Source organism: Erwinia piriflorinigrans CFBP 5888, from assembly GCF_001050515.1.
Classification (GTDB): Bacteria; Pseudomonadota; Gammaproteobacteria; order Enterobacterales; family Enterobacteriaceae; genus Erwinia; species Erwinia piriflorinigrans.
Genome location: NZ_CAHS01000015.1, coordinates 153920 through 176990 on the forward strand (window position 1 = coordinate 153920; position 23071 = coordinate 176990).

22 protein-coding genes are annotated in these 23071 nt (G+C 52.3%); 16 read left to right on the forward strand and 6 right to left on the reverse strand.

What is annotated here, in order from left to right; genetic code table 11:
• Positions 1–91 precede the first annotated feature (91 nt).
• The 3 genes from EPIR_RS08990 to EPIR_RS09000 all read left to right on the forward strand — a co-directional run bounded on the left by EPIR_RS08990 (position 92) and on the right by EPIR_RS09000 (position 1748).
• Entirely contained in the window at positions 92–724 is a 633-nt protein-coding gene (locus EPIR_RS08990; RefSeq protein ID WP_023655046.1) for an aspartate/glutamate racemase family protein, read from the forward strand.
• A gap of 102 nt (positions 725–826) precedes the next feature.
• Complete coding sequence (locus EPIR_RS08995) at positions 827–1273, forward strand: DUF441 domain-containing protein (protein ID WP_023655048.1); 447 nt, start codon at positions 827–829, stop codon at positions 1271–1273.
• A gap of 49 nt (positions 1274–1322) precedes the next feature.
• On the forward strand, positions 1323–1748 hold the full coding sequence (locus EPIR_RS09000) for a hypothetical protein (protein ID WP_023655049.1): 426 nt from the start codon (positions 1323–1325) through the stop codon (positions 1746–1748).
• A gap of 61 nt (positions 1749–1809) precedes the next feature.
• On the opposite strand, the gene EPIR_RS09005 is transcribed toward EPIR_RS09000, so the two are convergent.
• Positions 1810–3084, reverse strand: a complete 1275-nt coding sequence (locus EPIR_RS09005; RefSeq protein WP_023655050.1) for a Glu/Leu/Phe/Val family dehydrogenase — start codon at positions 3082–3084, stop codon at positions 1810–1812.
• 598 nt (positions 3085–3682) lie between these two features.
• Between EPIR_RS09005 and fabV the strand changes: the two genes are divergently transcribed.
• The gene (gene fabV, locus EPIR_RS09010) at positions 3683–4882 is read left to right on the forward strand and encodes an enoyl-ACP reductase FabV (protein ID WP_023655053.1); all 1200 of its coding nucleotides are present in this window, start codon (positions 3683–3685) and stop codon (positions 4880–4882) included.
• A gap of 103 nt (positions 4883–4985) precedes the next feature.
• Here fabV and EPIR_RS09015 read toward each other — a convergent pair whose 3' ends face one another.
• Entirely contained in the window at positions 4986–5903 is a 918-nt protein-coding gene (locus EPIR_RS09015; protein ID WP_023655054.1) for a bestrophin family protein, read from the reverse strand.
• A gap of 218 nt (positions 5904–6121) precedes the next feature.
• Between EPIR_RS09015 and EPIR_RS09020 the strand changes: the two genes are divergently transcribed.
• From EPIR_RS09020 to EPIR_RS09030, 3 genes are all read left to right on the forward strand, one after another.
• The gene (locus tag EPIR_RS09020; protein ID WP_023655055.1) at positions 6122–7456 is read left to right on the forward strand and encodes an LLM class flavin-dependent oxidoreductase; all 1335 of its coding nucleotides are present in this window, start codon (positions 6122–6124) and stop codon (positions 7454–7456) included.
• A 109-nt stretch (positions 7457–7565) separates the two neighbouring features.
• Entirely contained in the window at positions 7566–8045 is a 480-nt protein-coding gene (locus EPIR_RS09025; RefSeq protein ID WP_023655056.1) for a GNAT family N-acetyltransferase, read from the forward strand.
• Between the two features lie 323 nt (positions 8046–8368).
• Positions 8369–10753, forward strand: coding sequence for a TonB-dependent receptor domain-containing protein (locus EPIR_RS09030; protein ID WP_023655057.1), 2385 nt, complete (start codon positions 8369–8371; stop codon positions 10751–10753).
• 45 nt (positions 10754–10798) lie between these two features.
• On the opposite strand, the gene EPIR_RS09035 is transcribed toward EPIR_RS09030, so the two are convergent.
• The 3 genes from EPIR_RS09035 to EPIR_RS09045 are packed head-to-tail and all read right to left on the reverse strand — an operon-like array spanning position 10799 to position 12427.
• Positions 10799–11095 carry an Rdx family protein gene (locus tag EPIR_RS09035; RefSeq protein WP_023655058.1) on the reverse strand — a complete coding sequence of 99 codons (297 nt, stop codon included), beginning with the start codon at positions 11093–11095 and terminating at the stop codon, positions 10799–10801.
• 25 nt (positions 11096–11120) lie between these two features.
• Positions 11121–11786, reverse strand: coding sequence for a DUF1345 domain-containing protein (locus EPIR_RS09040; RefSeq protein ID WP_023655059.1), 666 nt, complete (start codon positions 11784–11786; stop codon positions 11121–11123).
• A gap of 8 nt (positions 11787–11794) precedes the next feature.
• Positions 11795–12427, reverse strand: a complete 633-nt coding sequence (locus EPIR_RS09045; protein WP_023655060.1) for a TetR/AcrR family transcriptional regulator — start codon at positions 12425–12427, stop codon at positions 11795–11797.
• Positions 12428–12531: 104 nt separating this feature from the next.
• Between EPIR_RS09045 and EPIR_RS09050 the strand changes: the two genes are divergently transcribed.
• The 5 genes from EPIR_RS09050 (at position 12532) to EPIR_RS09065 (ending at position 16889) form a co-directional block, all read left to right on the forward strand.
• On the forward strand, positions 12532–13194 hold the full coding sequence (locus tag EPIR_RS09050; protein ID WP_023655061.1) for a DUF3313 domain-containing protein: 663 nt from the start codon (positions 12532–12534) through the stop codon (positions 13192–13194).
• Positions 13195–13473: 279 nt separating this feature from the next.
• On the forward strand, positions 13474–14661 hold the full coding sequence (locus tag EPIR_RS09055; RefSeq protein ID WP_023655062.1) for an aminotransferase-like domain-containing protein: 1188 nt from the start codon (positions 13474–13476) through the stop codon (positions 14659–14661).
• 85 nt (positions 14662–14746) lie between these two features.
• Entirely contained in the window at positions 14747–15400 is a 654-nt protein-coding gene (locus EPIR_RS09060) for an NAD(P)H-binding protein (RefSeq protein ID WP_023655063.1), read from the forward strand.
• Positions 15401–15628: 228 nt separating this feature from the next.
• Positions 15629–15838, forward strand: coding sequence for a glycine zipper 2TM domain-containing protein (locus EPIR_RS18205; RefSeq protein WP_012441463.1), 210 nt, complete (start codon positions 15629–15631; stop codon positions 15836–15838).
• 301 nt (positions 15839–16139) lie between these two features.
• On the forward strand, positions 16140–16889 hold the full coding sequence (locus EPIR_RS09065) for a 5'-nucleotidase, lipoprotein e(P4) family (protein WP_023655064.1): 750 nt from the start codon (positions 16140–16142) through the stop codon (positions 16887–16889).
• 66 nt (positions 16890–16955) lie between these two features.
• Here EPIR_RS09065 and EPIR_RS09070 read toward each other — a convergent pair whose 3' ends face one another.
• Positions 16956–18425: a catalase gene (locus EPIR_RS09070; RefSeq protein WP_023655065.1), complete on the reverse strand. Its 1470-nt coding sequence runs from the start codon at positions 18423–18425 to the stop codon at positions 16956–16958.
• Between the two features lie 151 nt (positions 18426–18576).
• Here EPIR_RS09070 and EPIR_RS09075 point away from each other — a divergent pair, with 151 nt between their 5' ends.
• The 4 genes from EPIR_RS09075 (at position 18577) to EPIR_RS09090 (ending at position 23058) form a co-directional block, all read left to right on the forward strand.
• Positions 18577–19794, forward strand: coding sequence for a nitrate regulatory protein (locus tag EPIR_RS09075; RefSeq protein WP_023655066.1), 1218 nt, complete (start codon positions 18577–18579; stop codon positions 19792–19794).
• Between the two features lie 282 nt (positions 19795–20076).
• Complete coding sequence (locus tag EPIR_RS09080) at positions 20077–21339, forward strand: CmpA/NrtA family ABC transporter substrate-binding protein (protein WP_023655067.1); 1263 nt, start codon at positions 20077–20079, stop codon at positions 21337–21339.
• Positions 21340–21351: 12 nt separating this feature from the next.
• Positions 21352–22248, forward strand: a complete 897-nt coding sequence (gene ntrB / locus EPIR_RS09085) for a nitrate ABC transporter permease (protein ID WP_023655068.1) — start codon at positions 21352–21354, stop codon at positions 22246–22248.
• Between the two features lie 12 nt (positions 22249–22260).
• Positions 22261–23058 carry an ABC transporter ATP-binding protein gene (locus EPIR_RS09090; protein WP_023655069.1) on the forward strand — a complete coding sequence of 266 codons (798 nt, stop codon included), beginning with the start codon at positions 22261–22263 and terminating at the stop codon, positions 23056–23058.
• Positions 23059–23071: the final 13 nt, after the last annotated feature.

Genomic DNA, 23071 nt, shown 5'->3' on the forward strand with positions numbered 1-23071 from the left:
TGGAACGTTTGTTCTTTCCAGGATAAAAAAATGACTGGCATTTATGGCGCTTTTTGCCACAGTTAAACTTTCTTCCTCAGGAGATGCTGTTATGACCGTTATTGCCTGCCTGCACGCAGCCCAAAGCAATATTGAGGTTTTCGAGCAGGCGTTAAACGTACTTGATGAAGATGATATTCAGCTGTTGCATCGGGTTGAAGGCGAGCTATTCGCGCAGACGCAAGTAGAACAGGCGGTGACTGCGCCAGTTATCTCCGCCACGCGCAAGGTGATAGAGGAGCTGTGCCAGCAGGCGGATGCCGTTATCGTCACCTGTAGCACATTAGGTATCGCGGTGTGGGATGCTCAATTCAGTAAGCCGGTGCTGCGCATAGATGCCACCCTGGCAAAATTCGCCTCACGTTATCACGGCACCATTCTTGTACTTTGCACTGCCCAGTCAACGCTTGAATCCACTACCCGGTTATTTAACGCCTTTATTCCCGGCGATCGGCTGTATGTAGAGCTGATCCCACGGGCATGGGCGTGGTTCAACCAGGGGGATATAGAGGGTTATCACCGTGAAATAGCACACTATATTCAACAGCGGCCAGACAGTGCGCTGGGTTGCATTGTGCTGGCGCAGGCCTCGATGAGCGGCGCGGAAAAATGGATTAACAGCACGCTGGCCGTTTTGAGTGGCCCGCAGGTCAGCCTACAGGCTGCCATTGACGCACTGCGTTAAACGGTCAATGAAGTAACCTGCAGATAAAAAACAGATTTGCTGGTGAAAGTGATTATGCTGATATAACACGATGTCCTTAATCTGTTATATCAGGAAGTGAAAATGTTTGATCTGACGCTAGCCATCATGCTGTTCCTTGCCGCTTTGAGTTATTTTAGCCACAACATCACGGTGACTATTGCACTTTTGGTATTGATTGTTATCCGTATGACGCCGTTGCAACAAACCTTTCCGTGGATTGAAAAGCAGGGCGTTACGGTGGGGATCATTATTCTGACTATTGGTGTGATGGCACCGATTGCCAGCGGCACGTTACCCTCTTCTTCGCTGATGCACTCTTTTTTACACTGGAAATCACTGCTGGCAATGGCGATAGGCATTTTTGTCTCATGGCTGGGCGGACGCGGGGTATCGCTGATGGGCACCCAGCCGACGGTGGTAGGTGGGTTGTTAATCGGCACAATTATCGGAGTCTCTCTGTTCAGGGGCGTTCCTGTCGGGCCGCTGATCGCTGCCGGCCTGCTGTCGCTGATGATCGGGAAAGGGTAGCGATTTATGTTATCCTGCCAGCCGAATTTTCAACTGACAGAGAAACAGTGTGAGCAGCAAACAGGATAAACGCCTTAAACGCGCGAAGGCGAAGGCGAAACAGGTTAATAAGTCCCGCGCCCACGGGCGGCAGCTTGATGCAATCGGTCGTCAGAACTATGTCGCCACCCCTGAGATGCAGGCGCTGTTTGCTACCCTGCCGGAGCTGGACGAGAGCGGGGATATGCCGTTTGTTGCGGCAATTTATCACTGGTCAGCGGCAGAGTATCAGTTTGATGGTATTCAGCAGGAAGGCGAACAGCTTCAGGTCGCCGCGCTTTGCGTGATGTATGTCCACTGGAAGACGAGTGGCGGAGAAACCACCCTGATTCAAAACGAGCTGATTGAAGCTGCCCTCGGCCTGGTGGAAAAAAACGCCGCTTTCAAACAGCACTATCAGCAGGCGCAAGCCGAAGCATTGCACGACAAAGAGTAACGCGCCGGATCGCTAGAAAGAGCCGTACAGAATGGGACGGGATAGCCCGCCCCATTCAATATTAACCGGGGTAGATACCCCTGTCTTTACGGGCCATCAGAATACGTTCGCAGGCCACAATATAGGCTGCGGTGCGCAGGCTACAGTTTTTATCATGTGCTTTGTCCCAGACGTGAACCATCGCTTCAGTCATGATTTTATCCATGCGCTCATTAATCTCAACTTCGCTCCAGAAGAAGCTGGCCATATCCTGCACCCACTCAAAGTAACTTACGGTAACACCGCCAGCGTTACAGATGACGTCGGGTACGACCGTAACGCCGCGTGAAGTAAGGACATCGTCGGCTTGGGGGAAGGTGGGGCCGTTAGCCCCCTCAAGCACCAGGCGGCAGTGAAGTTTTTCTGCACGCTGGGGGGTAATCTGACCTTCCAGTGCCGCCGGGATCAGAATATCGATTTTTACATCCCAGAACGCTTCGTCATCAATTTCCTCAGCGCCGCTGAAACCGGCAATCTTCTTATTGGCGGTCTGCCATTCGCCTAATGCCACCAGATCGATACCGTTCGGGTTAAACAGCGTGGCGCTGTGGTCCTGAATGGCAATCACCCGCGCTCCGGCAGCACAAAACAGGCGAGCCGCCTCGCTGCCCACGTTACCGAAACCTTGTACAGCGACTTTCGCGCCTTCGATTTCAATACCGCTGCGTTGTGCCACTTCACGGCCGGTAATGAAGACGCCGCGCCCGGTGGCTTTTTCACGGCCTAAAGAACCGCCGAGATGGATCGGCTTGCCGGTCACCACGCCGGTAATGGTCGTCCCCTGGTTCATGGAATAGGTATCCATCATCCAGGCCATCACTTTGGCGTTGGTGCCCACATCCGGTGCGGGAATATCTTTTTGCGGGCCAATGATCAGGCCAATTTCGCTGGTATAACGACGCGTCAAGCGTTCAAGTTCCCCTTCGGACAGGCTAAAAGGATCGACACGGATGCCCCCTTTAGCGCCACCGTAAGGTAGATTAACCGCCGCACATTTAATCGTCATCCAGGCGGAAAGCGCCATCACCTCGTTAAGATCAACATTTGGGTGGTAGCGCACGCCGCCTTTTCCCGGGCCCCGAGAAAGATTGTGCTGAACGCGGTAGCCTTCAAAATGACGGATGGTGCCGTCATCCATCTGTAGCGGAATATCGACAATGAGCGCGCGTTTGGGATGACGCAAGGTATCCACCCAACGCGACAGTTCTCCAAGATAAGGGGCAACGCGATCGATCTGTTGCAGATAGGTTGACCAGGCCGTTTTACTGCCATCAGAAACGTAAGAAAGCTTTTCCATTACAAACCTTTTCTGTTAGCGCCTCTCCGTTGGCGAATGCTGGCCTGACGGGTAGCGCTTTGTGATAAATACCGTATTACCGTGGATGTCTCAGTGCATCTCACTGAGTGGCCGGTAATTTAACATTAAAAAAAGGTTTCCAGATTTTTAAATTATTGTGAATATTTATTGTTTTTAGGGTTTTACCGCACTGCAAATTGCATATTTATTTGTTTTTAGGATGACTTACTCCCAAAATTACCGACTTTGAGCGGTAGTTATGTATTAAAAATGAATGGATTTTTGGCCTTGGTAATTTCCTGAAGTTTGAATCCGATCATACTTTTGTCACGGTGCGGAGCAGGATGTAAAATCCCGATTGCCATCTTACGAAGAAGTTTAAAATTGAACCTTGGCAGGTAAGTCCTGTCGTGCAATCGTCACGCAGCACCTTGACCAGACTGACACCGCGCTCAAACACCCGTCATTGAATGACGAAAAAACAGACTGGAAAGCGATTAGCGCGTTTCCGTACTTTGCCTGAACCGGCATAAGCGGTATTCTAGCGGCCGTATTTAATCAATAAGTTCATGAAAAAAGTTTCATAATTGAGGTCGACATGATTATTAAACCACGCATCCGTGGCTTCATCTGTGTTACTGCCCATCCGGCGGGTTGTAAAGCTAACGTAGAAAAACAGATCGAGTACGTCACCGCTCAGGGCGCGATAACCTCCGGCCCGAAAAAAGTGCTGGTGATTGGCGCCTCTACGGGTTATGGACTCGCTGCTCGCATCTCCGCCGCATTTGGTTGCCATGCGGATACGCTGGGCGTGTTCTTCGAACGCCCAGGCGAAGAGAACAAACCGGCGACCGCTGGCTGGTATAATTCTGCTGCATTTGAAGAGTTGGCTACGGCGAAAGGGCTGTATGCGAACAGCATTAACGGTGACGCTTATTCAGATGCCGTTAAGCAGAAAACGATTGAAATGATCAAGCAGGACCTGGGTCAGGTTGATCTGGTTGTGTACAGCCTGGCCGCGCCGCGCCGCACCCATCCAAAAACCGGTGAAGTGTTCAACTCAACGCTGAAACCAATTGGCAAGCCGCTGACCACGCGCGGTCTGAATACCGATAAAGAAACCATTACCGATGTCTCGCTGGAACCTGCCTCTCAGGAAGAGATCGACGGCACCGTAGCGGTAATGGGCGGTGAAGACTGGCAGATGTGGATCGATGCACTGCTGGAAGCCGGCGTGCTGGCGGAAGGGGCTAAAACCACCGCCTTCACCTATCTGGGTGAGAAGATCACCCACGATATCTACTGGAATGGTTCAATTGGTGAAGCGAAGAAGGATCTGGATAAGCGCGTGCTGACCATCCGTGATACCCTGGCGGCCCACGGCAACGGTGACGCTCGAGTTTCCGTGCTGAAAGCGGTAGTGACTCAGGCAAGCTCGGCCATTCCGGTGATGCCACTTTATCTTTCCCTGTTATTTAAGGTGATGAAAGAGAAAGGCACTCATGAAGGCTGCATCGAGCAGGTATATGGTCTGTTTAAAGACAGCCTGTATAACGCCGCGCCGATTGTCGATGAAACCGGTCGCCTGCGTGCAGACTATAAAGAGCTACAGCCAGACGTCCAGGATGAAGTTTCTGCATTGTGGCCAACCGTGACCAATGAGAACCTGAATCAGCTGACTGACTTTGTCGGATACAAAAACGAGTTTATGCACCTGTTTGGCTTCGGGCTGGAAGGTGTGGACTATGAAGCAGATGTGAATCCGGACGTAAAAATCAAAAATCTGGTGCAGATGTAATCTTCAGCCGGATGGATCAAGGGGCAGCCAGCGGCTGCCCTTTTTTTTCTTCAACCAAGCGTCCTGTTTTCGCGGGTTGAACATCCTCTGATGTCGCGCAAAGCTATACCAAATTAAATCGGGCATCCGGCTTTGGCATGGCGGGCAACGGCAGGCGATCGTCCATTTCTTTAAGAAGCCGCTCCGTTGCCGTACAGAGTGCGTTTAGCGGCAGGTCATTTGCCGCAATGCCAAACGGCTCCTCCAGCTCCTCCGCCAGTGACTCCAGCGACAGAAAAGTATAAGAAATGAATACCGATACCAGCGGCGTCATAGCGTGCAGGTCGGCCACCAGCGCAAAAGGCAGCAGCGTGCAGAACAAATAGACGGTGCGATGCAGAATCAGCGAGTAGGCAAACGGGATCGGCGTGGAGCTGATACGTTCGCAGCCGCCGAGAATGTGCGCCATCTCATTCAGATTACTGTCCATCGCGTTATACAGCAGGTCGCTGATGGCTCCCTCTTCACGACGATCCGCCAGCCAGCAGCCCAGGCACAGCAGCAAGCGGTTAGCGCGAAAAGGACTGGCGAGCACCTGCGCGCGATACGGCTCCGGCACCAGGCGCTGAATATCCTCACTGTCATCGGTAGCACGCAGCTGATGTTTTAAACTCCAGCTGAACGCCATCAGCAGAGTGCAAAACCGGCTTACCTCCAGCGGATCGTTGCGCAGCGCGCCTTTAGCCTGGCGCAATAGTGAACGCTGGGCAATCAGCAGCGATCCCCACAGAGTACGGGCCTCAACGAAGCGCGCATAGCTGGCGCTATTGCGGAATCCGAGAAAGATAGCAATCGCCACGCCCAGCAGGCTGAATGGGGCCGTGGTCAGCCTGATCCCCAGGGTTTCATACCACTGAAAGCAAATCACGGCGAAAATCGACATCATCAGGTTAAGGCTAAGGCGAAACATAATTTTCGACAGCACGGCACCGTGCCATGAAAACAGGCGTGGGAACCAGTGCTGTAGTGGGCGAACGATCATAGTGGCAGATCCGGAAAATAAACGTGGGTATCAACAAATGTTCTATCATACGCCGCAGGCGCAGGGTGCAAAACTCTTTCGTCGGACAACTATTGCGCAGGGTGACCAACTCCTTTGTTAGCGATAAAACGGCATTATAAAGGGGATTTTAATATTTAATTCCGCGCTGATTTTATGGAAGTCTGTCGTTCTGTTCTCTCAGCACGGAGTCATACACCATGAGTCAAACCCCACGCCGGATTAAACTTGGCCTGATGTTACAGGGCGCAGGTGGCTATATGAATGCCTGGCGTCATCACCGCGTGCCTGCCGATGCCAGCGTGAATATTAGCTGGTATCAGCAGTTAGCACGTCAGGCAGAAGATGCCGGACTCGATTTTCTGTTTGTTGCTGACGGGCTGCACATTAATGAAAAATCACTGCCGCATTTTCTCAATCGTTTTGAACCGCTGGCACTGCTCTCTTCCCTGACGGCGGTCACGCAGCGCATTGGCCTGGCCGGAACGATTTCAACCTCCTACAGCGATCCGTTTACCGTGGCACGTCAGCTTGCCTCTCTTGACCTGTTGAGTCATGGCCGTGCCGGTTGGAACGTGGTCACTTCACCACTTGAAGGCTCAGCGCGTAATTTCGGCAAACAACACCCCGAGCATGGGCAGCGCTATCAGATTGCTGGCGAATATATAGAAGTGGTGCAGGGATTGTGGGATTCCTGGGAGGATGACGCCTTTATTCGTGACCAGCAGAGCGGCGAATTTTTTGCGGCGGAAAAACTGCACAAGCTCAATCATCACGGAGAGCATTTCACTGTAGAAGGCCCGCTTAATATTCAGCGTTCAGCCCAGGGACAGCCGGTGATCTTCCAGGCGGGCGCTTCCGAGGCCGGCATACGACTGGCAGCACTCTCTGCGGATGCGGTATTCACGAATGCGCGCACGCTGGAAGAAGCGCAGCGCTACGCCGCGCGGCTTCAGCATCAGGTGCAGCTGGCGGGACGCGTGCTGCCGGGTATTTACCCCGGCATTAACCCGATTGTTGGCGCAACGCTGGCTGAAGCCGAAGAGAAATATCAGTACCTGCTGTCGTTATTGTCGCTTGAGCAGGCGCTTAACTATCTGGGCCGCTTTTTTGATCACCACGACTTCAGTCAGTATGACCCGGATGGCCCATTCCCCGAACTGGGGCGACTTGGCGAGAACAGCTTCCGTTCAACTACTGACCAGATTAAACGCCAGGCCGCAGAGGAAAATCTGACGCTGCGTGAAGTGGCCTTTCGTAGCGCACTGCCAAAAGGCGAGTTTTTTGGCACGCCGCAACAGGTGGCGGAGACTTTTATCCGCTGGGTTGAGCAGGGGGGAGCCAGCGGTTTTATTATCTGTGGCCCGGTGCTGAACGAAGCGCTTGAGGATATTGTCCATCTGGTATTACCCATCCTGGAAGCGCGTGGCTACTGGCATCAGGACGACAGCCGCACGCTACGTGAGCGGCTGGAGATCCCGGCGCGGCCTAACCGTTATACACAGGCACGCGAGTTCCTGCGTCAGGCGGGTTGATCCACTGTTGCCGGGGTTGCACAGTAAGTCACTCAAGGCAATGTACTTCTTTCAACAGTCATTAACGGTTATGCTGGCGGCCAACAACAGCAAGTAACAGGGAATATTTATGACTATCGTTATTCGGCGTGCCGTGCGCGAAGACGCAAAAGCGATCCTCGCTATGATCGCTGAACTGGCCGAGTATGAGAAGGCATTGCATGAAGTGGTTGCCAGCCAGCAGGATATAGAAAACTCGCTGTTTGCTGAAAATTCTGCGACAGAAGCACTTATCTGTGAGGTGGATGGCGAGACGGCAGGCTATGCAGTGTTTTTTACCAGCTATTCGACCTGGCTGGGAAAAAAGGGGATTTACCTGGAAGATCTCTACGTTTCACCACGTTTTCGCGGCCAAAAAGCCGGAAAGCAGCTGCTGCGCCATATTGCTCAACTGGCGGTAGCGCGCCACTGTGGCCGCCTGGAGTGGAGCGTGCTGGACTGGAATAAGCCGGCGATCGACTTCTATCAAAGCCTCGGTGCCAGTCCGCAGGATGAATGGGTACGCTACCGAATGGAAGGGCAGGTGTTGAGCGATTTTGCAAGTTCCTGATATCCTGCTCAGCAGAAAACCGTCGTGTCCCTAAAGGGACGGCGGTTTTTTATTGTAAAAATCGTTTTATCTCCAGCACTTCCCGTTCACCCAGCCATAGCGGGGAACGTTAATCATTCATTCCCCATATAAACGCCAGCCTCGTGAAACCACTCATGTGCAAATGTAAATTTCTGCACACTTTTATTGATAATGATTATCATTTGTATATGATGGTCTGCGTCATCCTTATTTTTGTCCTGCGATATTTCGTTTAGGACCGTCTACACCCGCTATGGAAGCTATGCCTGAGCCGATACCCATAATTTATTCAGGTATTTATTATGTTTAATTTTTCAATCCGTCAGGGTTTTTTGCACAGCTCATTAATGATGGGGACGTTGTTTAGCGCCGCCGCAACGTCTTCTGTCGCCGCCGCACAGCAGGGCGACAGATTGCCTGACACCGGCACCAGCCAGCAACAAAAGCCAGCGACGACATCTGACGAAGCACTGATGACCGTGCTCTCGCCACAGGTTAAAAAGGTGGCCGGAAGCTCAGTCAGCATTAACGCCGCTGAAATGCAGCAGCGGGGTGCTAACGACTTTGGTTCGATCATGCGCTACCAGCCGCTGATCGGCGCGGTGGGTAGCAGCAGTGGTTCGGGTAGCGGAAAAAGTGGTTTCGATCGTGCTGGCTATGCGGGCTATAACATTCGCGGTCTGGAAGGCAACCGTGTTGCGCTAGATGTTGATGGCATCCCGCAACCGGATGCCGCCGGGCGCAGTTACGCCGGTCGCGCAGGGGTGAATACCTTTGGCATTGGTCGCGATTACATTGACCCGTACCTGTATGGACGGGTGGATATTGAAGCCGGAGCCACCGCGACATCACGCGCTAACACAGCGCTGGGCGGCTCGGTCTCTTTCCTGCCAAAATCGGCGGATGATTATCTGCTGCCCGGCAAACAGAGTTATTTTGGCTATCAAAGTGACTATGACTCTTCCAGCCGCAGCTGGCATAACGGCATCACCGCCGCCGCAGGTGACGAGACGCTGCGCGGTCTGATCGCCTACAGCCGTCGCGATGGTCAGCAAACACGCAATAACAGCGGCGTGCTGGATGCCTATCCCGCTAACTGGCACTCTGATGCGGTACTGACCTCGGGGATTTGGCAACCCAACGATCGGCATAAGCTGACCGGGACGGTCGATTTCTACAGCAAGGTGAATCATACCCGCTATGACAGTTGGAACAGCAGGTCAACGGCGATCCTGGGGGATGCTAATCAGCAAAGCAACACGCGCCGCTGGGGAGTCAGCCTGAAGGACGAATGGACGCCGGATAATGACTGGGTCGACAGCCTGAGCAATAAAATCTATTTCCAGCAAACCGAAGCGCATGACAACACGCTGTCGCCACAGGAGCCGCCTTTAAACGGGTATCTGCGCACGTATTCCGATTACAATGTCAAAACTTGGGGTTATGAAGCCCAGCTGGCGAAAACTCTCGGTCGTCATGCTATTTTGAGCGGTGTTAACGCCAGAATCGCTGATACCGAAAGGCCGTTCAGCCAGACACCCACGCAGTCGGTAACGAAACCGCAGGCTGACAGCCGCACCCTGGCGTTGGGGGCCTTTGTACAGGACAGCATGCAGTTTGATGTTGCCGGCCACGGGTTTGCCGTGGTTCCTGGGCTGCGCGTGGCTCATCAGGAAACCAGGCCGCAAAATCTGGCGAATTTGGCTGACGGAACCGCCGTACTGACATCCGATGGCGCACAGGCACTCTACGGCAAAACGAACAGTGACACCCAACTGCTGCCATCTGTCAGCCTCAACTACGATATGACTCCCGGCATGATGACCTACCTCCAGTATAAGCGCGGGGCGCAGTTCCCCAATGCCAACCAGCTTTATGGTTCCTGGAATCTGGGCAGTAACTATATCCCCGGCGCGCAATATGCGTTGGTCGGTAGTACTGACCTTGATACTGAAACCAGCAATAATTTTGAATGGGGGGTTAAGGGGCAGGTAAGCGAAGGAGTGACGTTAAACGGTTCGCTGTTTTACAACACTTATAAAAACTTTATTGCTTACACCCGCTACAGCCGTGCCAGCAATCCTGAAAAGTTCGTCAATGTTCCCTCAAACCTGGCGACGATTTACCAGGCGGAAAACCGCGACAAGGCCTATATCTGGGGCGGCGAAATCAGTACTAAAATCAATTACGGTAGCTGGTTCGAAGAGGTGAATGGACTGAACACGACGTTTGCGCTTGGCTACAGTCAAGGTAAATCTAAGTCCAGCTACAGCGGCGATAAATATGTCGACCTTGACAGCGTGGCACCCATGAAAGCCATCGTTGGTGTCGGCTGGGACGACCCGGCGCAACGTTTTGGGGCTACAGCCACCGCCACCTTTGTGAAAGGGAAACAGGCAGAAACCACTAACCGTGAGTCTTACACCAATAGTGGCAGCTCTCTGACCGACTCCAGCAGCGAATATACGCGCGTACCGGGTTACGGTGTGGTGGATATCAGCGCATGGGTGAAAGTGAGCAAAAACGTGAAGGTCAGCGGCGGTATCTATAATCTGACCGATCGTAAGTACTGGGACTACCTGAGCAGTCGTGATCTGACCGGGCAGACCGCTCGCGATTTGAATGACCGCGCATTAGCCGCGATGCCGGGCCGTAACTTCCAGCTGGGCGTTAATGTCGATTTTTGATACGGGTTACGGCTCTTTCACAGGCCGCGCAATGCGCGGCTTTTTTTATGGCGTTTTATCGTTATGGCTGTCGATGTGTCCCAGGTCGCGTTGCGGGAAACAGACGGCCCGCAAGCGGCGCTTGATCTCGGCGGCATCCGGGAAACCCATATCCACTTTACGATCCCAGATCGGTTGCTGATTAACGCGTATTTCATAAATGCCCCCCGTGCCGGGGATCAGCGTTACCCCGCCGAGATCGGTGTTAAAGGTGTGCAGCAGCTCCTGTGCCATCCAGCTGGCGCGCAGCATCCAGTTACACTGGGAGCAATAGTGAATGGTAACGGTGGGCAGAGCAGTCATGATTTTTTTCCTCATTGAATGCCGATCAGTTTAGCAGACCTGCACCGACGTTTATCGACAGGCCGAGGATCGCCAGGTTAAAGATAAACGACAGGACAGCCTGTAAGATCGTCAAGCGCCTGATAGTGGTATTTCCGGTTGCCACATCGGCCGTTTGTGACGCGACCGCAATGGTGAACGAGTAATAAATAAAGTCCCAGTAGCCAGGTTTCGACTGTCCATCAGGAAAAAGCAAAGCTTTATGTGACGCTGAGTCGTTCAGATAAAACATATGGGCATAATGCATGGCGAATGCCGTGGGAAGTAATGACCAGGATACAACCAGCGTGGCGACAGTCAGAACAATATGACGGACCTGGGCCGCATCTTTGAGATGCTTCACTTCTCCAAGCTCAAACAGAATCGCCAGAATACTCACCAGACAGGCAATACAGACTAATGCCAGTACGGTTGCGGCGCTTTCATCTTGGACACGGGCAATACGGGCGATATTGTTTGCTGGCGTGCGCAGCATTAGCCACCATAGCGACAGCAGGTATAACCAGGCCAGCACATTCCAGCTAATCAGCAGGCGCTGTGCCAATGACTGACCGGCAGATATAAAGAAAAAACTGACGACGGCGAGTAAAAAAGCAATTAGCAGGCGCGGACGTGCCTGGTAGAGATGTTTGAATGGAGGAAGAAGAGCCATCTAGACGTTTACCTCACGACAGGAGACGGGGTAGCCGCTCCGGCCATAAACATTCTTACCGCGCAGGCGGTCATTTCTTGCACACGTTTCAGGCTCAACGGCTGCGCGGTACGCTGATAAATACGCTCTTCAATTTCGGCCGTCAATAAAGCAAGGAATTGCAGTGCGCGAATGCGGGGATCGCCGATACGCAGTACGCCGTTATCCATCGCGGAGGAGAGCAGCCGCGCCAGCTTTTCAACGCTCTCACGCGGCCCTGATTCATAAAACAGCATACCCATTTCCGAACGTCCGGCTTCTGCCACCACCATGCGATAGACTGACAAGGCGGTGTTATCGGTGGTCATCACGTTAAGCATCTGCTCCCCGAAATGCTGCAACTTTTCTTCCAGCGTCACATTTTTCTTTAACGGCATATCCAGCGCGTTGGCGGCATCGGTCAGATGGCGAGTGGCATAGGTACGGATCACCGCGCTGAATAGCTCTTCCTTTGACGGGAAATAGTTGTATAACGTGCCCTTAGACCCGCCGAGCCGTTTCGCCAGCTCGTTCATGGAGGCGCGTTCGTAACCCATTTGCTGGAATAGCTGCGCGGCCGCTTCAACTATCGCCTCGCGGCGCTCTTCAGTACGGACTTTCATCGGTTTTCTCGTGAAAATAAATCCGAGTGTACATTCTATTGACAGAAAAATCCTGCCAGGGCATAAATAAACCGTACAGTACGGTACATTTATGAGGTTTTACTATGTTGACCCAAATTCGGCCCTTTCGATTTAGCGTTATCCTGCTCTCACTGGCTTTAGCCGGTTGCGCAGGGACTCAACTGCCCCGCTATGCAGGATTATCAACTGCAGAACAGCTGCGGCCAAATGATGGTGAGGAGTCTTACCGTCAGCCGTGGCGTACCGGTAGTGCCATTGACTGGCGTAAGTACAGCGAAGTGACGCTCGATCCGGTCGTCATTTATAGCGGTGCGGATAATCAGTTTGGCGATCTCAGCCAGTCAGACCGCAAAGAACTGGCTGACTACCTGTATCAACGTCATGCTGAAATGCTCAAAACGCGCTTCACCTTTGGGCAGCCACCGTCCAATCGCGGATTACGCATTAGGTTGACATTAACAGGGGCTGAAACCACCACGCCGGTGATGGGAACCTTCACAAAATTCGACCTGGCAGGTGGCCCCTATAACATCGTGCAGGCGGTGCGGGGAAAGGAAGGGTTGATGAATGGTTGGGTCAGCTATGCGGTTGAAATTTATCAGGCTGACAATAACCGATTGTTAGAGGCATATATTACCAAACAGTACCCTAACGCGATGAACGTCAGCGCAAGCATCGGCTCGCTCGCCGCTGCCAGGGTAGGCATTGATAAGGGGGCCGACCAGTTGTCATCCATGCTCAAGTAAGCCACCGGGCGGCCATCGTGCCGCCTGTTTTCTCCGGGAAAAGCCAGAACGGGGATAACGTAAGGCCTCAATCAGACGGGCAAATGAGACGGGTAAATGCTGCGCCCGCTGGCTTTTATTGCTGATACTGTTCGTCGGACACTTGCTCCATCCAGTCAACAACCTGACCATCCTGTGCTCCGGTAATCTTGCGTTGAAATAAAGTTAACTGATTGACAACTTATAGCGAGTTCTCATAACGTGAATTCCCGCCCGATATCATTGTAGAGAATACGGAATATGACCATACGTTATGCTGACAGAATGGAGGGCGTGAAGCCTTCGGCTATCAGACAGCTGCTGCAGTACGGAGCCGACCCGAGCATTATCTCATTCGGTGGAGGTTATCCTGACTCCAGCCTGTTTCCGGCCAGAGAGCTTCAGGACATTTTTGCCGAACTGCTGTGCGGGCCGGGTGAGAAATCCCTGCAATATACCCATTCTACCGGTATGCCGAAGCTCAGAGAGCAGATCGCGGCCAGAATGACGACGGATGGCGTCGCCACGGAACAAGATAACGTATTAATATTGCAGGGGAGCCAACAGGGGCTGGATCTGGCTGCCAGACTGCTGATCAACCCCGGTGATCTGGTGGCTACCGAAGCGCCCACTTTCCTCGGTGCGCTGATAGCTTTTAATCCCTGTCAGCCTGAATATCTGGCTATCCCGATGGATAAGGATGGCATGATGACGGAGGTGCTTGAGCAGCAGCTCCAGGCCGGCAGGCAGATCAAACTTCTTTATACCGTACCGGATTTCCATAACCCCACGGGGATCACTCTGTCGCTGGAACGCCGCCGCCATCTTATCCAGCTGGCGAATCAGTATGACTTTATTATTCTTGAGGACTCGCCTTACCGTGAGGTGCGCTATCAGGGGGAAAAGGTCGCCACGCTGAAGAGTATGGATAGTGAAGGGCGGGTGATCTATTTTGGCAGCTTCTCAAAAATTCTGGCCCCCGGCCTACGTCTCGGCTGGTCAGTTGCCTCGCAAGAAATTACCGAAAAGCTCGGCTTGCTGAAACTGGCGGCAGATACCCAGTGCAGCACGCTAAACATGGCAGCGGTGTCGCTTTATCTTGAACGGCACGATATTGATGCGCATATCCAGGTTATTAAGGCCCGTTATCTGGCCAAAAAGGAAACGATGATGTCGGTGCTGGAAAGCGAGTTTCCAGCGGGCATCCGCTACACCAATCCGCACGGTGGCCTGTTTACCTGGCTGGAATTCCCTGAAAGCTTTGATAGCGAGAAATTTATGCTGGAGTATGCGGTGCCGCAGGCCAGGGTCGCCTGGGTGCCGGGGGCGACGTTCTTCCCAACGCAACAGCGCAAAAATTTTGCCCGCTTTAGCTACTCCACGCATAGTGAAGAAAAAATTATTCAGGGAATGTCGGCGCTGGCCGGACTGTTGAAGAAACATCTGTAATTTTTCTCGCGCACAGCACGGAGATGGAAAACGATTCCCGCTCAGTCAGCTAAACTGGTTGCTGAATCGCAATCCGGAGGAAGTGATGAGCAAGGTATTTATCATTGGTGCGGCAGGTAACGTTGGACGTCGTCTGGTGAAACAGCTGATACAGCGTGGACATCAGCCCGTAGCGCTGCATCGACAGGCAGAGCAGGGTGAAGAACTGAAACAGCTGGGTGCCGTTCCGGCGAGTGGTAGTCTGACCAGCCTCGGCGTGAATGATTTTGCCGCGCTGATGACGGGATGCGACAGCGTGGTCTTCACCGCAGGAGCAGGGGGAAAAGGTGGCGAGGAAAACACCAACGCCATTGATGGCCGAGGGTTGGAGCTGGCGGTGGCGGCCGCGCAACAGGCGGGCATCTCTAATTTCCTGCTGGTTTCTGCTTTTCCTGAGGCCGGGCGCGGACGGCAGCTGTCAGCAGGTTTCGAGCACTATATGGCGGTGAAGAAACAGGCCGATGTCTATTTGGCCGCGAGCAATCTTGACTGGGTTATTCTGCGCCCGGGCACGTTGGTGGATGAGGCCGGTAACGGTAAAGTGAGCGCCGGACTGGCCGTTCCTTACGGCAATATTTCCCGCGACAACGTGGCAGGCGCGCTGGTCGCGCTGGTCGAACACCCCCAGGTAAAGCGCACCATCATTGAGCTGACTGATGGTAATACGCCTGTGGATGAGGCGATAAAAACGCTAGCATAAGTTTTTGCCAGTTCGCGGCTGGATAATACCTGATGTGATCACAATCTTGTCACGTCGATAGTCTTGGAGTCAGGGGTAAAATCGCTCATTCTCGGAATATTTACCTGTGAAGTCTTCTCACTAAGCATTATATTCCGCACAGAGCACGGCAGGCATTAAGCCGTGCTAAAAAAATGAGAGTGAATGGCTGACTCTTATATTTCATAACGACTATGTGGCGAGATAAACATGCTGTTAAAACGCAGTGGTACTATTGCAGTTGTTCTGTTAATAACGTTTGCCGTATCGGCTTGTGGCATGTCTCATCGCGGCAGGAACACTGCTATTGGCACAGGCGTTGGCGCAGTCGGCGGTGCCGTTCTGACAGGCGGCAGCACATGGGGAACCTTAGGCGGGGCTGCAATAGGCGGCATTGTCGGTCATCAGGTTAGCCGTTAATTCTTGAGGTGCCGGGGCGCATAATCTGCTCTCCGGCACCCGTCTTTGCCGGTTGCGCTAGCAATAGTCTCATTGGTTTAAGCTTTTCACCATTCAACTAGCATTTATATGATGATGATTATCAGAAGATACTTGCCTGAAGTAGACGCCACGCACGATTTCTTGTCACCGCATCCGTTATTACATTTAAGCTACTGTCACCCTTCCTTCATAAAAAAAGTGTAGATGTTATTATCTCAGCAAGGCGGAGCAGGAAGATTGCACGTCTTGCATCTGAATTTTATTGTTAGAGAGGGATAATATGCACGTTTTACCAAAGTCGATACTTCTGACACTGTCGTTCGTCAGCGCTTCAGTCTTTGCGGCACAGACTTCATCGCTCTGTCCTGCGCAAAGTTATGAAATGGCGCTGCGTTACCAGCAAAAATCTGCTGAAGTCATGGCCCTACAGCTTCAGACCTATCGTCTTGCTCAGGAACGTTTCGACCAGAAAGTCAGTCAGTTAAGCGCGCCGGAAAAATCCGCAGTGGTACTGGACTTGGATGAAACGGTTATTGATAACAGCGCCCTGCTGGTGAGAGATGTTGAGAAATGCCATGACTATACCCAGTGGGATACCTGGGACAGTTGGGAACAGCACGGTAATCCCAAGCTGATCCCAGGGGCAAAAGCCTTCCTCGACAATGCAGACAGCAAAAAAGTCCGTATTTTTTATGTCTCCGATCGCTTTGAGAAAAATAAAGCCCAGACTATCGCAACATTAAAAAAATTAGGGCTGCCACAGGTCTCTGAACAGAATATCCTGCTGGATACTGAACCTAAAGAGCAGCGCAGGCAGAAAATAATGCACGATTATCAGATAATCATGCTATTCGGTGACAGCCTGCCTGACTTCGCGGCACAGTTTAAACCGAAGAAAAGCGCTGATGCTCAACGCCAGTTAGTCACAGAGAGCGCTAAACACTTCGGCGACGACTGGTTCGTGCTGCCAAATGCTGCCTATGGCGCCTGGTCAAAATACGATACCGATGCGTGGAAAGAGAAAGAATAACGAGTCTATCGTAGTGAAAAGCTGACATAAAAAAAGCGCCCCAACGGGCGCTTTACTCGCAAGACATTAACCGCGTTTCGCTCTTTCCTGTAATACGTTAGCCGCAATACGATCGCCTGTGACCTTATCGATATTACGCCAGTACTCGAAAGCGCGTGAAAGGACCGGTTCTTCCACACCGTTCAGCAGGTGCCCGGTGACATTATTCACCAGGCGGTCGCGCGCAGCATCATCCATTACTTTGTTAACCAAATCATTGGCCTGGCCGTAATCATCATCATCCGCGCGCAGGGTGTAAGCAGAGCGCACCATATCCCCTTGGGAAGACCAGGTGGAATCCGTTGGATAACGTTCGCCATCTGCCGCAGGCCCACCTTTTGAATTAGGGGCATACACCGGATCGGAAGCAGGGGTGATGCGCATCGCGCCGTCTTTGCTGTAGCTGTTTACCGGGGACTGAGGCGCATTGACCGGGATCTGCTTGTAGTTCACCCCCAGTCGCGCGCGGTGTGCATCCGCATAGGCGAAAATACGCCCCATCAGCATTTTATCCGGGCTTAGACCGATGCCGGGCACCAGATTATTCGGTTCAAAAGCAACCTGCTCAATTTGCGCGAAGTTATCCGTAGGATTGCGATCCAGCACCAGTTTACCGACTTTAATCAGCGGATAGTCACTGTGTGGCCAGACTTTAGTGAGGTCGAACGGGTTGTAGCGATACGTTTCAGCATCGGCAAACGGCATGATCTGCATGTGCAGCGTCCAGCTTGGTGCATTACCACCCTTGATCGCGTTAAACAAATCGCGCGTATGATAATCGCCATCCTGACCGGCCAGCGTATCGGCATCTTCCTGAGCCAGGAAATCAACACCCTGATCGGTTTTGAAGTGATATTTCACCCAAAACTTTTCGCCCTGGGCGTTGACCCACATATAGGTATGGCTGGAATAACCGTTCATATGACGCCAGGTCTTGGGTATACCGCGATCCCCCATCAACCAGGTAACCTGATGTGCAGACTCAGGAGATAACGTCCAGAAATCCCATTGCATATCATTGTCGCGCAAATTGTTATCCGCTCGACGTTTCTGGGAGCGGATAAAGTGCTGGAATTTCATCGGGTCGCGGATAAAGAACACCGGAGTGTTATTCCCGACCATGTCGTAATTCCCTTCGCTGGTATAAAACTTGATGGAAAAACCGCGCGGGTCACGCCAGGTATCCGGACTACCGCGTTCACCCGCTACGGTAGAAAAACGCATAACCACATCGGTTTTTACGCCGGGCTGGAAGAGGGCGGCCTTAGTATATTGGCTGACATCTTCAGTCACCTCAAAGTGACCAAAAGCACCGCTGCCTTTGGCGTGTGGCTGGCGCTCCGGGATACGTTCACGGTTGAAGTTTGCCATCTGCTCGATCAGGTAATGATCGTGCAATACGATAGGGCCATCGGGACCGACGGTTAAGGAGTGTTCATCACTGGCTACAGGAATACCCGCGTCAGTTGTTGTTGGCTTACGCACATCATTGCTCATTGCTTATACTCTCCATGTTTCAATGGTTATTGCTGCTGTAAGCGTAGTACACAAAATGCAAAAAAGAGATGAGTTTTGCCTGTTTTGCCATCAACCGGTGGCATGGTTCTTGCTATTTAATCTATATGGATTTTTATCGACAGGTTCGACTATGGCCCTCTCAGCTCTGGATTTTCTCCTCGCTTCAAAGAAAAGTGAAATCACTGGCCTACAGCAGCTATTGCAGATGGGAAAGTTGGTAGGGGCGATAAGCCAACTGGTTCACGTCCTGCAAAGAGAGCGAGGTACTGCCAATATCTATCTTTGTTCACGGGGTAAAACGTGGGGCGATCGGCTGAATGACAAAGCTTCAGAGGTCCAGCTGGCAGAGCAGATAGTGCATCAGCAGCTGGTCGAATTAGATCCGACAAACTCTGTTTTATCGAACGCCTCACGACTTTTTAGCCGCATAGCCGCTTTTTTACATAGCCTGAGCACGCTGCCATTGTTGAGAAAACAGGTTAAGGAGCTAACGATAAGTCAGCCAGAAGCCATGCTGCAATACTGTGAGGTGATCCGCACCCATCTGGCGCTGATATTTGAAGCCGCTGACTCATCGAGTGACCCATTTATTTCACGTTCGTTGCTGGCTATGTTCAGCTTTATGCAGGGAAAAGAGCTTGCTGGTCAGGAGCGCGCGCTCGGAGCAGCCGGTTTTGCTGCCACTCATTTTGCCGATCGTGCGCATCAGCAAATTCTTGATCTTATTGACGGTCAGGAGCGCTGCTTTCAAACTTTCTTCGAATTTGCCGATGCCCGCTGTGTGGCACATTGGCAGCAGCAGTTAGCCAACGACAGCAGCGAGTTTGAGCGTTTGCGGCGTATCGCCTGCACGCTGGTAACGCCTGTTGGACAGCCACAGGAGCTGGCGCTTCGCTGGTTTGAACTGGCCACTACGCGCATTGACGGCATGAAACAGGTTGAAGAACTGCTGGAAACCATTCTTATGGAATGCTGTAGCCAGCGCATCCTTGATGCCGAGACGTCACGGCTGCGCCAGGAAAAAGAGATGGTACTTATCCCGGCCCATGACAATCATTACTCGGCGCTTATCCCCCCGCAGCTAAGCCGCTCAATTCTGGAGCTAGTTCAGCAGCAGTCTCGCCAGTTACAGGCGCAGGATGCAGAGCTGGCCAAGCTGCGTTCGATACTTGCCGACCGCAAGCTTGTTGAACGCGCAAAGGGGCTATTAATGCAACATCACGGAATGACAGAACAAGAGGCACATAAAGCGCTGCGCGATATGGCCATGAAGCAGAACAAAAAGCTGGTGGAAATTGCCGAAGCGATAATCTCGGTAGCGGCCGTGCTGGGTAAGACTTCTCTATGATAGTAGCGGATTTCCTGCACTGTTATTGTGCCATCAGGCGGTGCATGATTAACCGCATTAGTGCAATAGCCAGATTTTAACAAGCCTGATTTTCGGTAACTTATTGATCTAAGAAGAGCAATAAAATATTGGCATGTAAGCTGCATCTTAAAATGACATAACGTACTAAGCCAATGGCGGTTTAGTCATCATTTCGGATAAAGGCGTCCGTTAGCGTTCAGAAAACTGAATGCTAACCGGACGCTTTTTTTTTGCTCATTTTTAACGTTACAGGAAGCTGCAATGGCGCAAAACGATAGAACACCTGAAAGGCACCTGACTCGCCGCCGATTTATAGCAGGAAGCGCAGCACTGGGTGGCAGCATGATGATGCCGGGCTTTATGAACAGCGTTTGGGCGGCCGGATCGGATGCACCAGAGAAGAAAGAGATTCGGGTCGGTTTTATTCCTCTTACCGACTGCTCCTCGGTGGTGATGGCGGCGGTGAAAAAGTTTGATGAGAAATACGGTATCAAAATCACGCTATGCAAGGAGTCGAGCTGGGCATCCGTGCGAGACAAACTGGTGTCGGGCGAGCTGGATGCCGCACACGTCCTGTACGGGCTGGTCTATGGACTACAGCTCGGCGTTGCCGGGCCGCAGCACGATATGGCGATGCTGATGACGCTTAATCACAACGGGCAGGCGATCACCCTGTCAAATCAGTTAAAGGCGATCGGGGTGACGGACGCCGCCTCGTTGAAAAAGGTCGTCGATGCCAGTGCTAAGGGCACCTATACCTTTGCGCAGACGTTCCCAACCGGTACGCACGCCATGTGGCTTTATTACTGGCTGGCAAACGCGGGTATTCATCCGTTTAACGATGTGCGTAATGTTGTCGTACCGCCGCCGCAAATGGTGGTGAATATGAAGACGGGCAATATGAACGGCTACTGCGTGGGTGAACCCTGGAACCAGCGAGCCATCCTTGATGATATTGGTTATACCGTGGTAACTAGCCAGGAAATCTGGCCGGACCATCCCGAAAAAATTCTTGGCACAACCTCCTCATGGGTTGCAGAAAATCCCCATTCTGCGCGCGCGCTGACTGCTGCGGTGCTTGACGCCTCGCGTTGGATAGACACCTCCGATGCTAACCGGATCGAAACGGCGCAGGTTGTCGCGGCGCGGGCCTATATCAACACCTCGGTCGAAACCATTCAGGGACGGATGTTGGGCGACTATGAAAATGGTTTGGGAAAAAAATGGAAAGACGCCCACGGTATGCGTTTCTTCAACGATGGGGCGGTCAACTATCCCTATTATTCTGACGGCATGTGGTTTCTGACTCAGCACAAACGCTGGGGGTTACTCGACAAAGACCCTGACTATCTGGCCATTGCAAAAAAAATCAACCGTATCGAAATCTACAAACAGGCGGCTACGGCAGCGGGCGGTATCAACTTGCCCACAAACAATATGCGCAGCAGCACGCTGATTGATGGAAAAGTCTGGGATGGCAGTAACCCCGCTGAGTATGCCAACAGTTTTGCCATGAAACGCTAAGTGAGGCCAGAGATGTCTATAAACTCAAAAAGCAATGTCGTTGAATTGAACGAGCCTGTGAACGCTGAGGTCGTGGTGCTCAAAACTACGCCAGCTAAGCCAGCAAAAAACGCTAACCGTTTCCTGCACCGTCAACTTTTACGCCGCATTGGGCAGAGAATCATTCCGGCAATACTTGGCATCGCGGTGCTCTTAGCCATTTGGCAGATTGCGGCGCTAAGCAGTAAGGGCTTTCCCACCCCGCTGAAAAGCCTGGCGGCAGCGAAGGTGATTTTTGCCGATCCGTTCTATATCGCCGGGCCTAATGATATGGGAATTGGCTGGAACCTGTTGGCGTCATTGAGGCGCGTAGCCATTGGCTTCGGATTAGCGGCAATTGTGGGTATCCCCGCTGGCTTTCTCATTGGTCGCTTTCGTTTTATCGCCAATATGTTTAATCCGATCATTTCGCTGCTGCGCCCAGTGAGTCCGTTAGCGTGGCTGCCTATCGGTCTTCTGCTGTTCCAGCGCGCAGAACCCGCGTCGGCGTGGACCATTTTCATCTGCTCAATCTGGCCGATGATCCTTAACACTGCTGAAGGCGTTAAACGTATCCCGCAAGATTATCTCAACGTTGCACGGGTGCTGAACCTTAACGAGTTCACCGTGATGCGCAAAATACTTTTCCCTGCGGTATTACCTTACATCCTCACCGGTGTGCGCCTGTCCATCGGTATTGCATGGTTAGTTATCGTCGCGGCAGAGATGCTGACCGGCGGCGTAGGAATAGGTTTCTGGATCTGGAACGAATGGAACAACCTCAATGTGGAAAACATCATCATCGCGATTGTACTCATTGGCGTGGTGGGAATGGTGCTTGAGCAGGGGCTTATGGCTATTGCCCGTCGTTTCAGTTACGACAATCGTTAGGAAAAACCGGATATGACAAACAAAAAAACCATTATTCGCGTTGAAAACGTCAGTCAGAGTTTCAGCACGGCAAAAGGGCCATTTCTGGCACTCGACAATGTAAGTTTTACTATCGCTGAAGGCGAGACCGTCAGCCTTATCGGTCATTCTGGCTGTGGGAAATCCACCTTACTGAACCTGATTGCCGGGCTAAGTCGTCCGAGCGCGGGGGTGCTGCTTTGCGACAATCGGGAAATCACCGATCCCGGCCCGGAACGCGGCGTGGTCTTTCAGAATCACTCGCTGCTGCCCTGGTTATCGACATACGACAACGTTGCGCTGGCCGTCAATCAGGTCTTTAAAGGCTTGATGAACAAAAGTGAAATTCATGACTGGATAGTGCACAACCTGGAACTGGTGCATATGGGCCACGCGCTGGACAAGCGCCCCGGCGAGATTTCGGGCGGCATGAAGCAGCGGGTAGGTATAGCCCGCGCGTTAGCGATGAAACCGAAAGTGCTGCTGATGGATGAACCCTTTGGCGCATTAGACGCGTTGACCCGCGCACATTTGCAGGATGCGGTGATGAATATCCAGACACGCCTCAAGACAACCATTTTGCTTATCACCCATGACGTCGACGAAGCCGTGCTGCTTTCAGATCGGGTGATGATGATGACCAACGGCCCTGCGGCGAAGGTTGGCGAGATTTTACAGGTTGACTTGGTGCGCCCACGCTCCAGATTGGCGCTGGCGAGCGACCCGCTGTTTCATCAATATCGCCAGCAGGTGCTGCAATTCCTGTATGAAAAACATCAGGCGGTCGCCTGATATACCCAGCGGG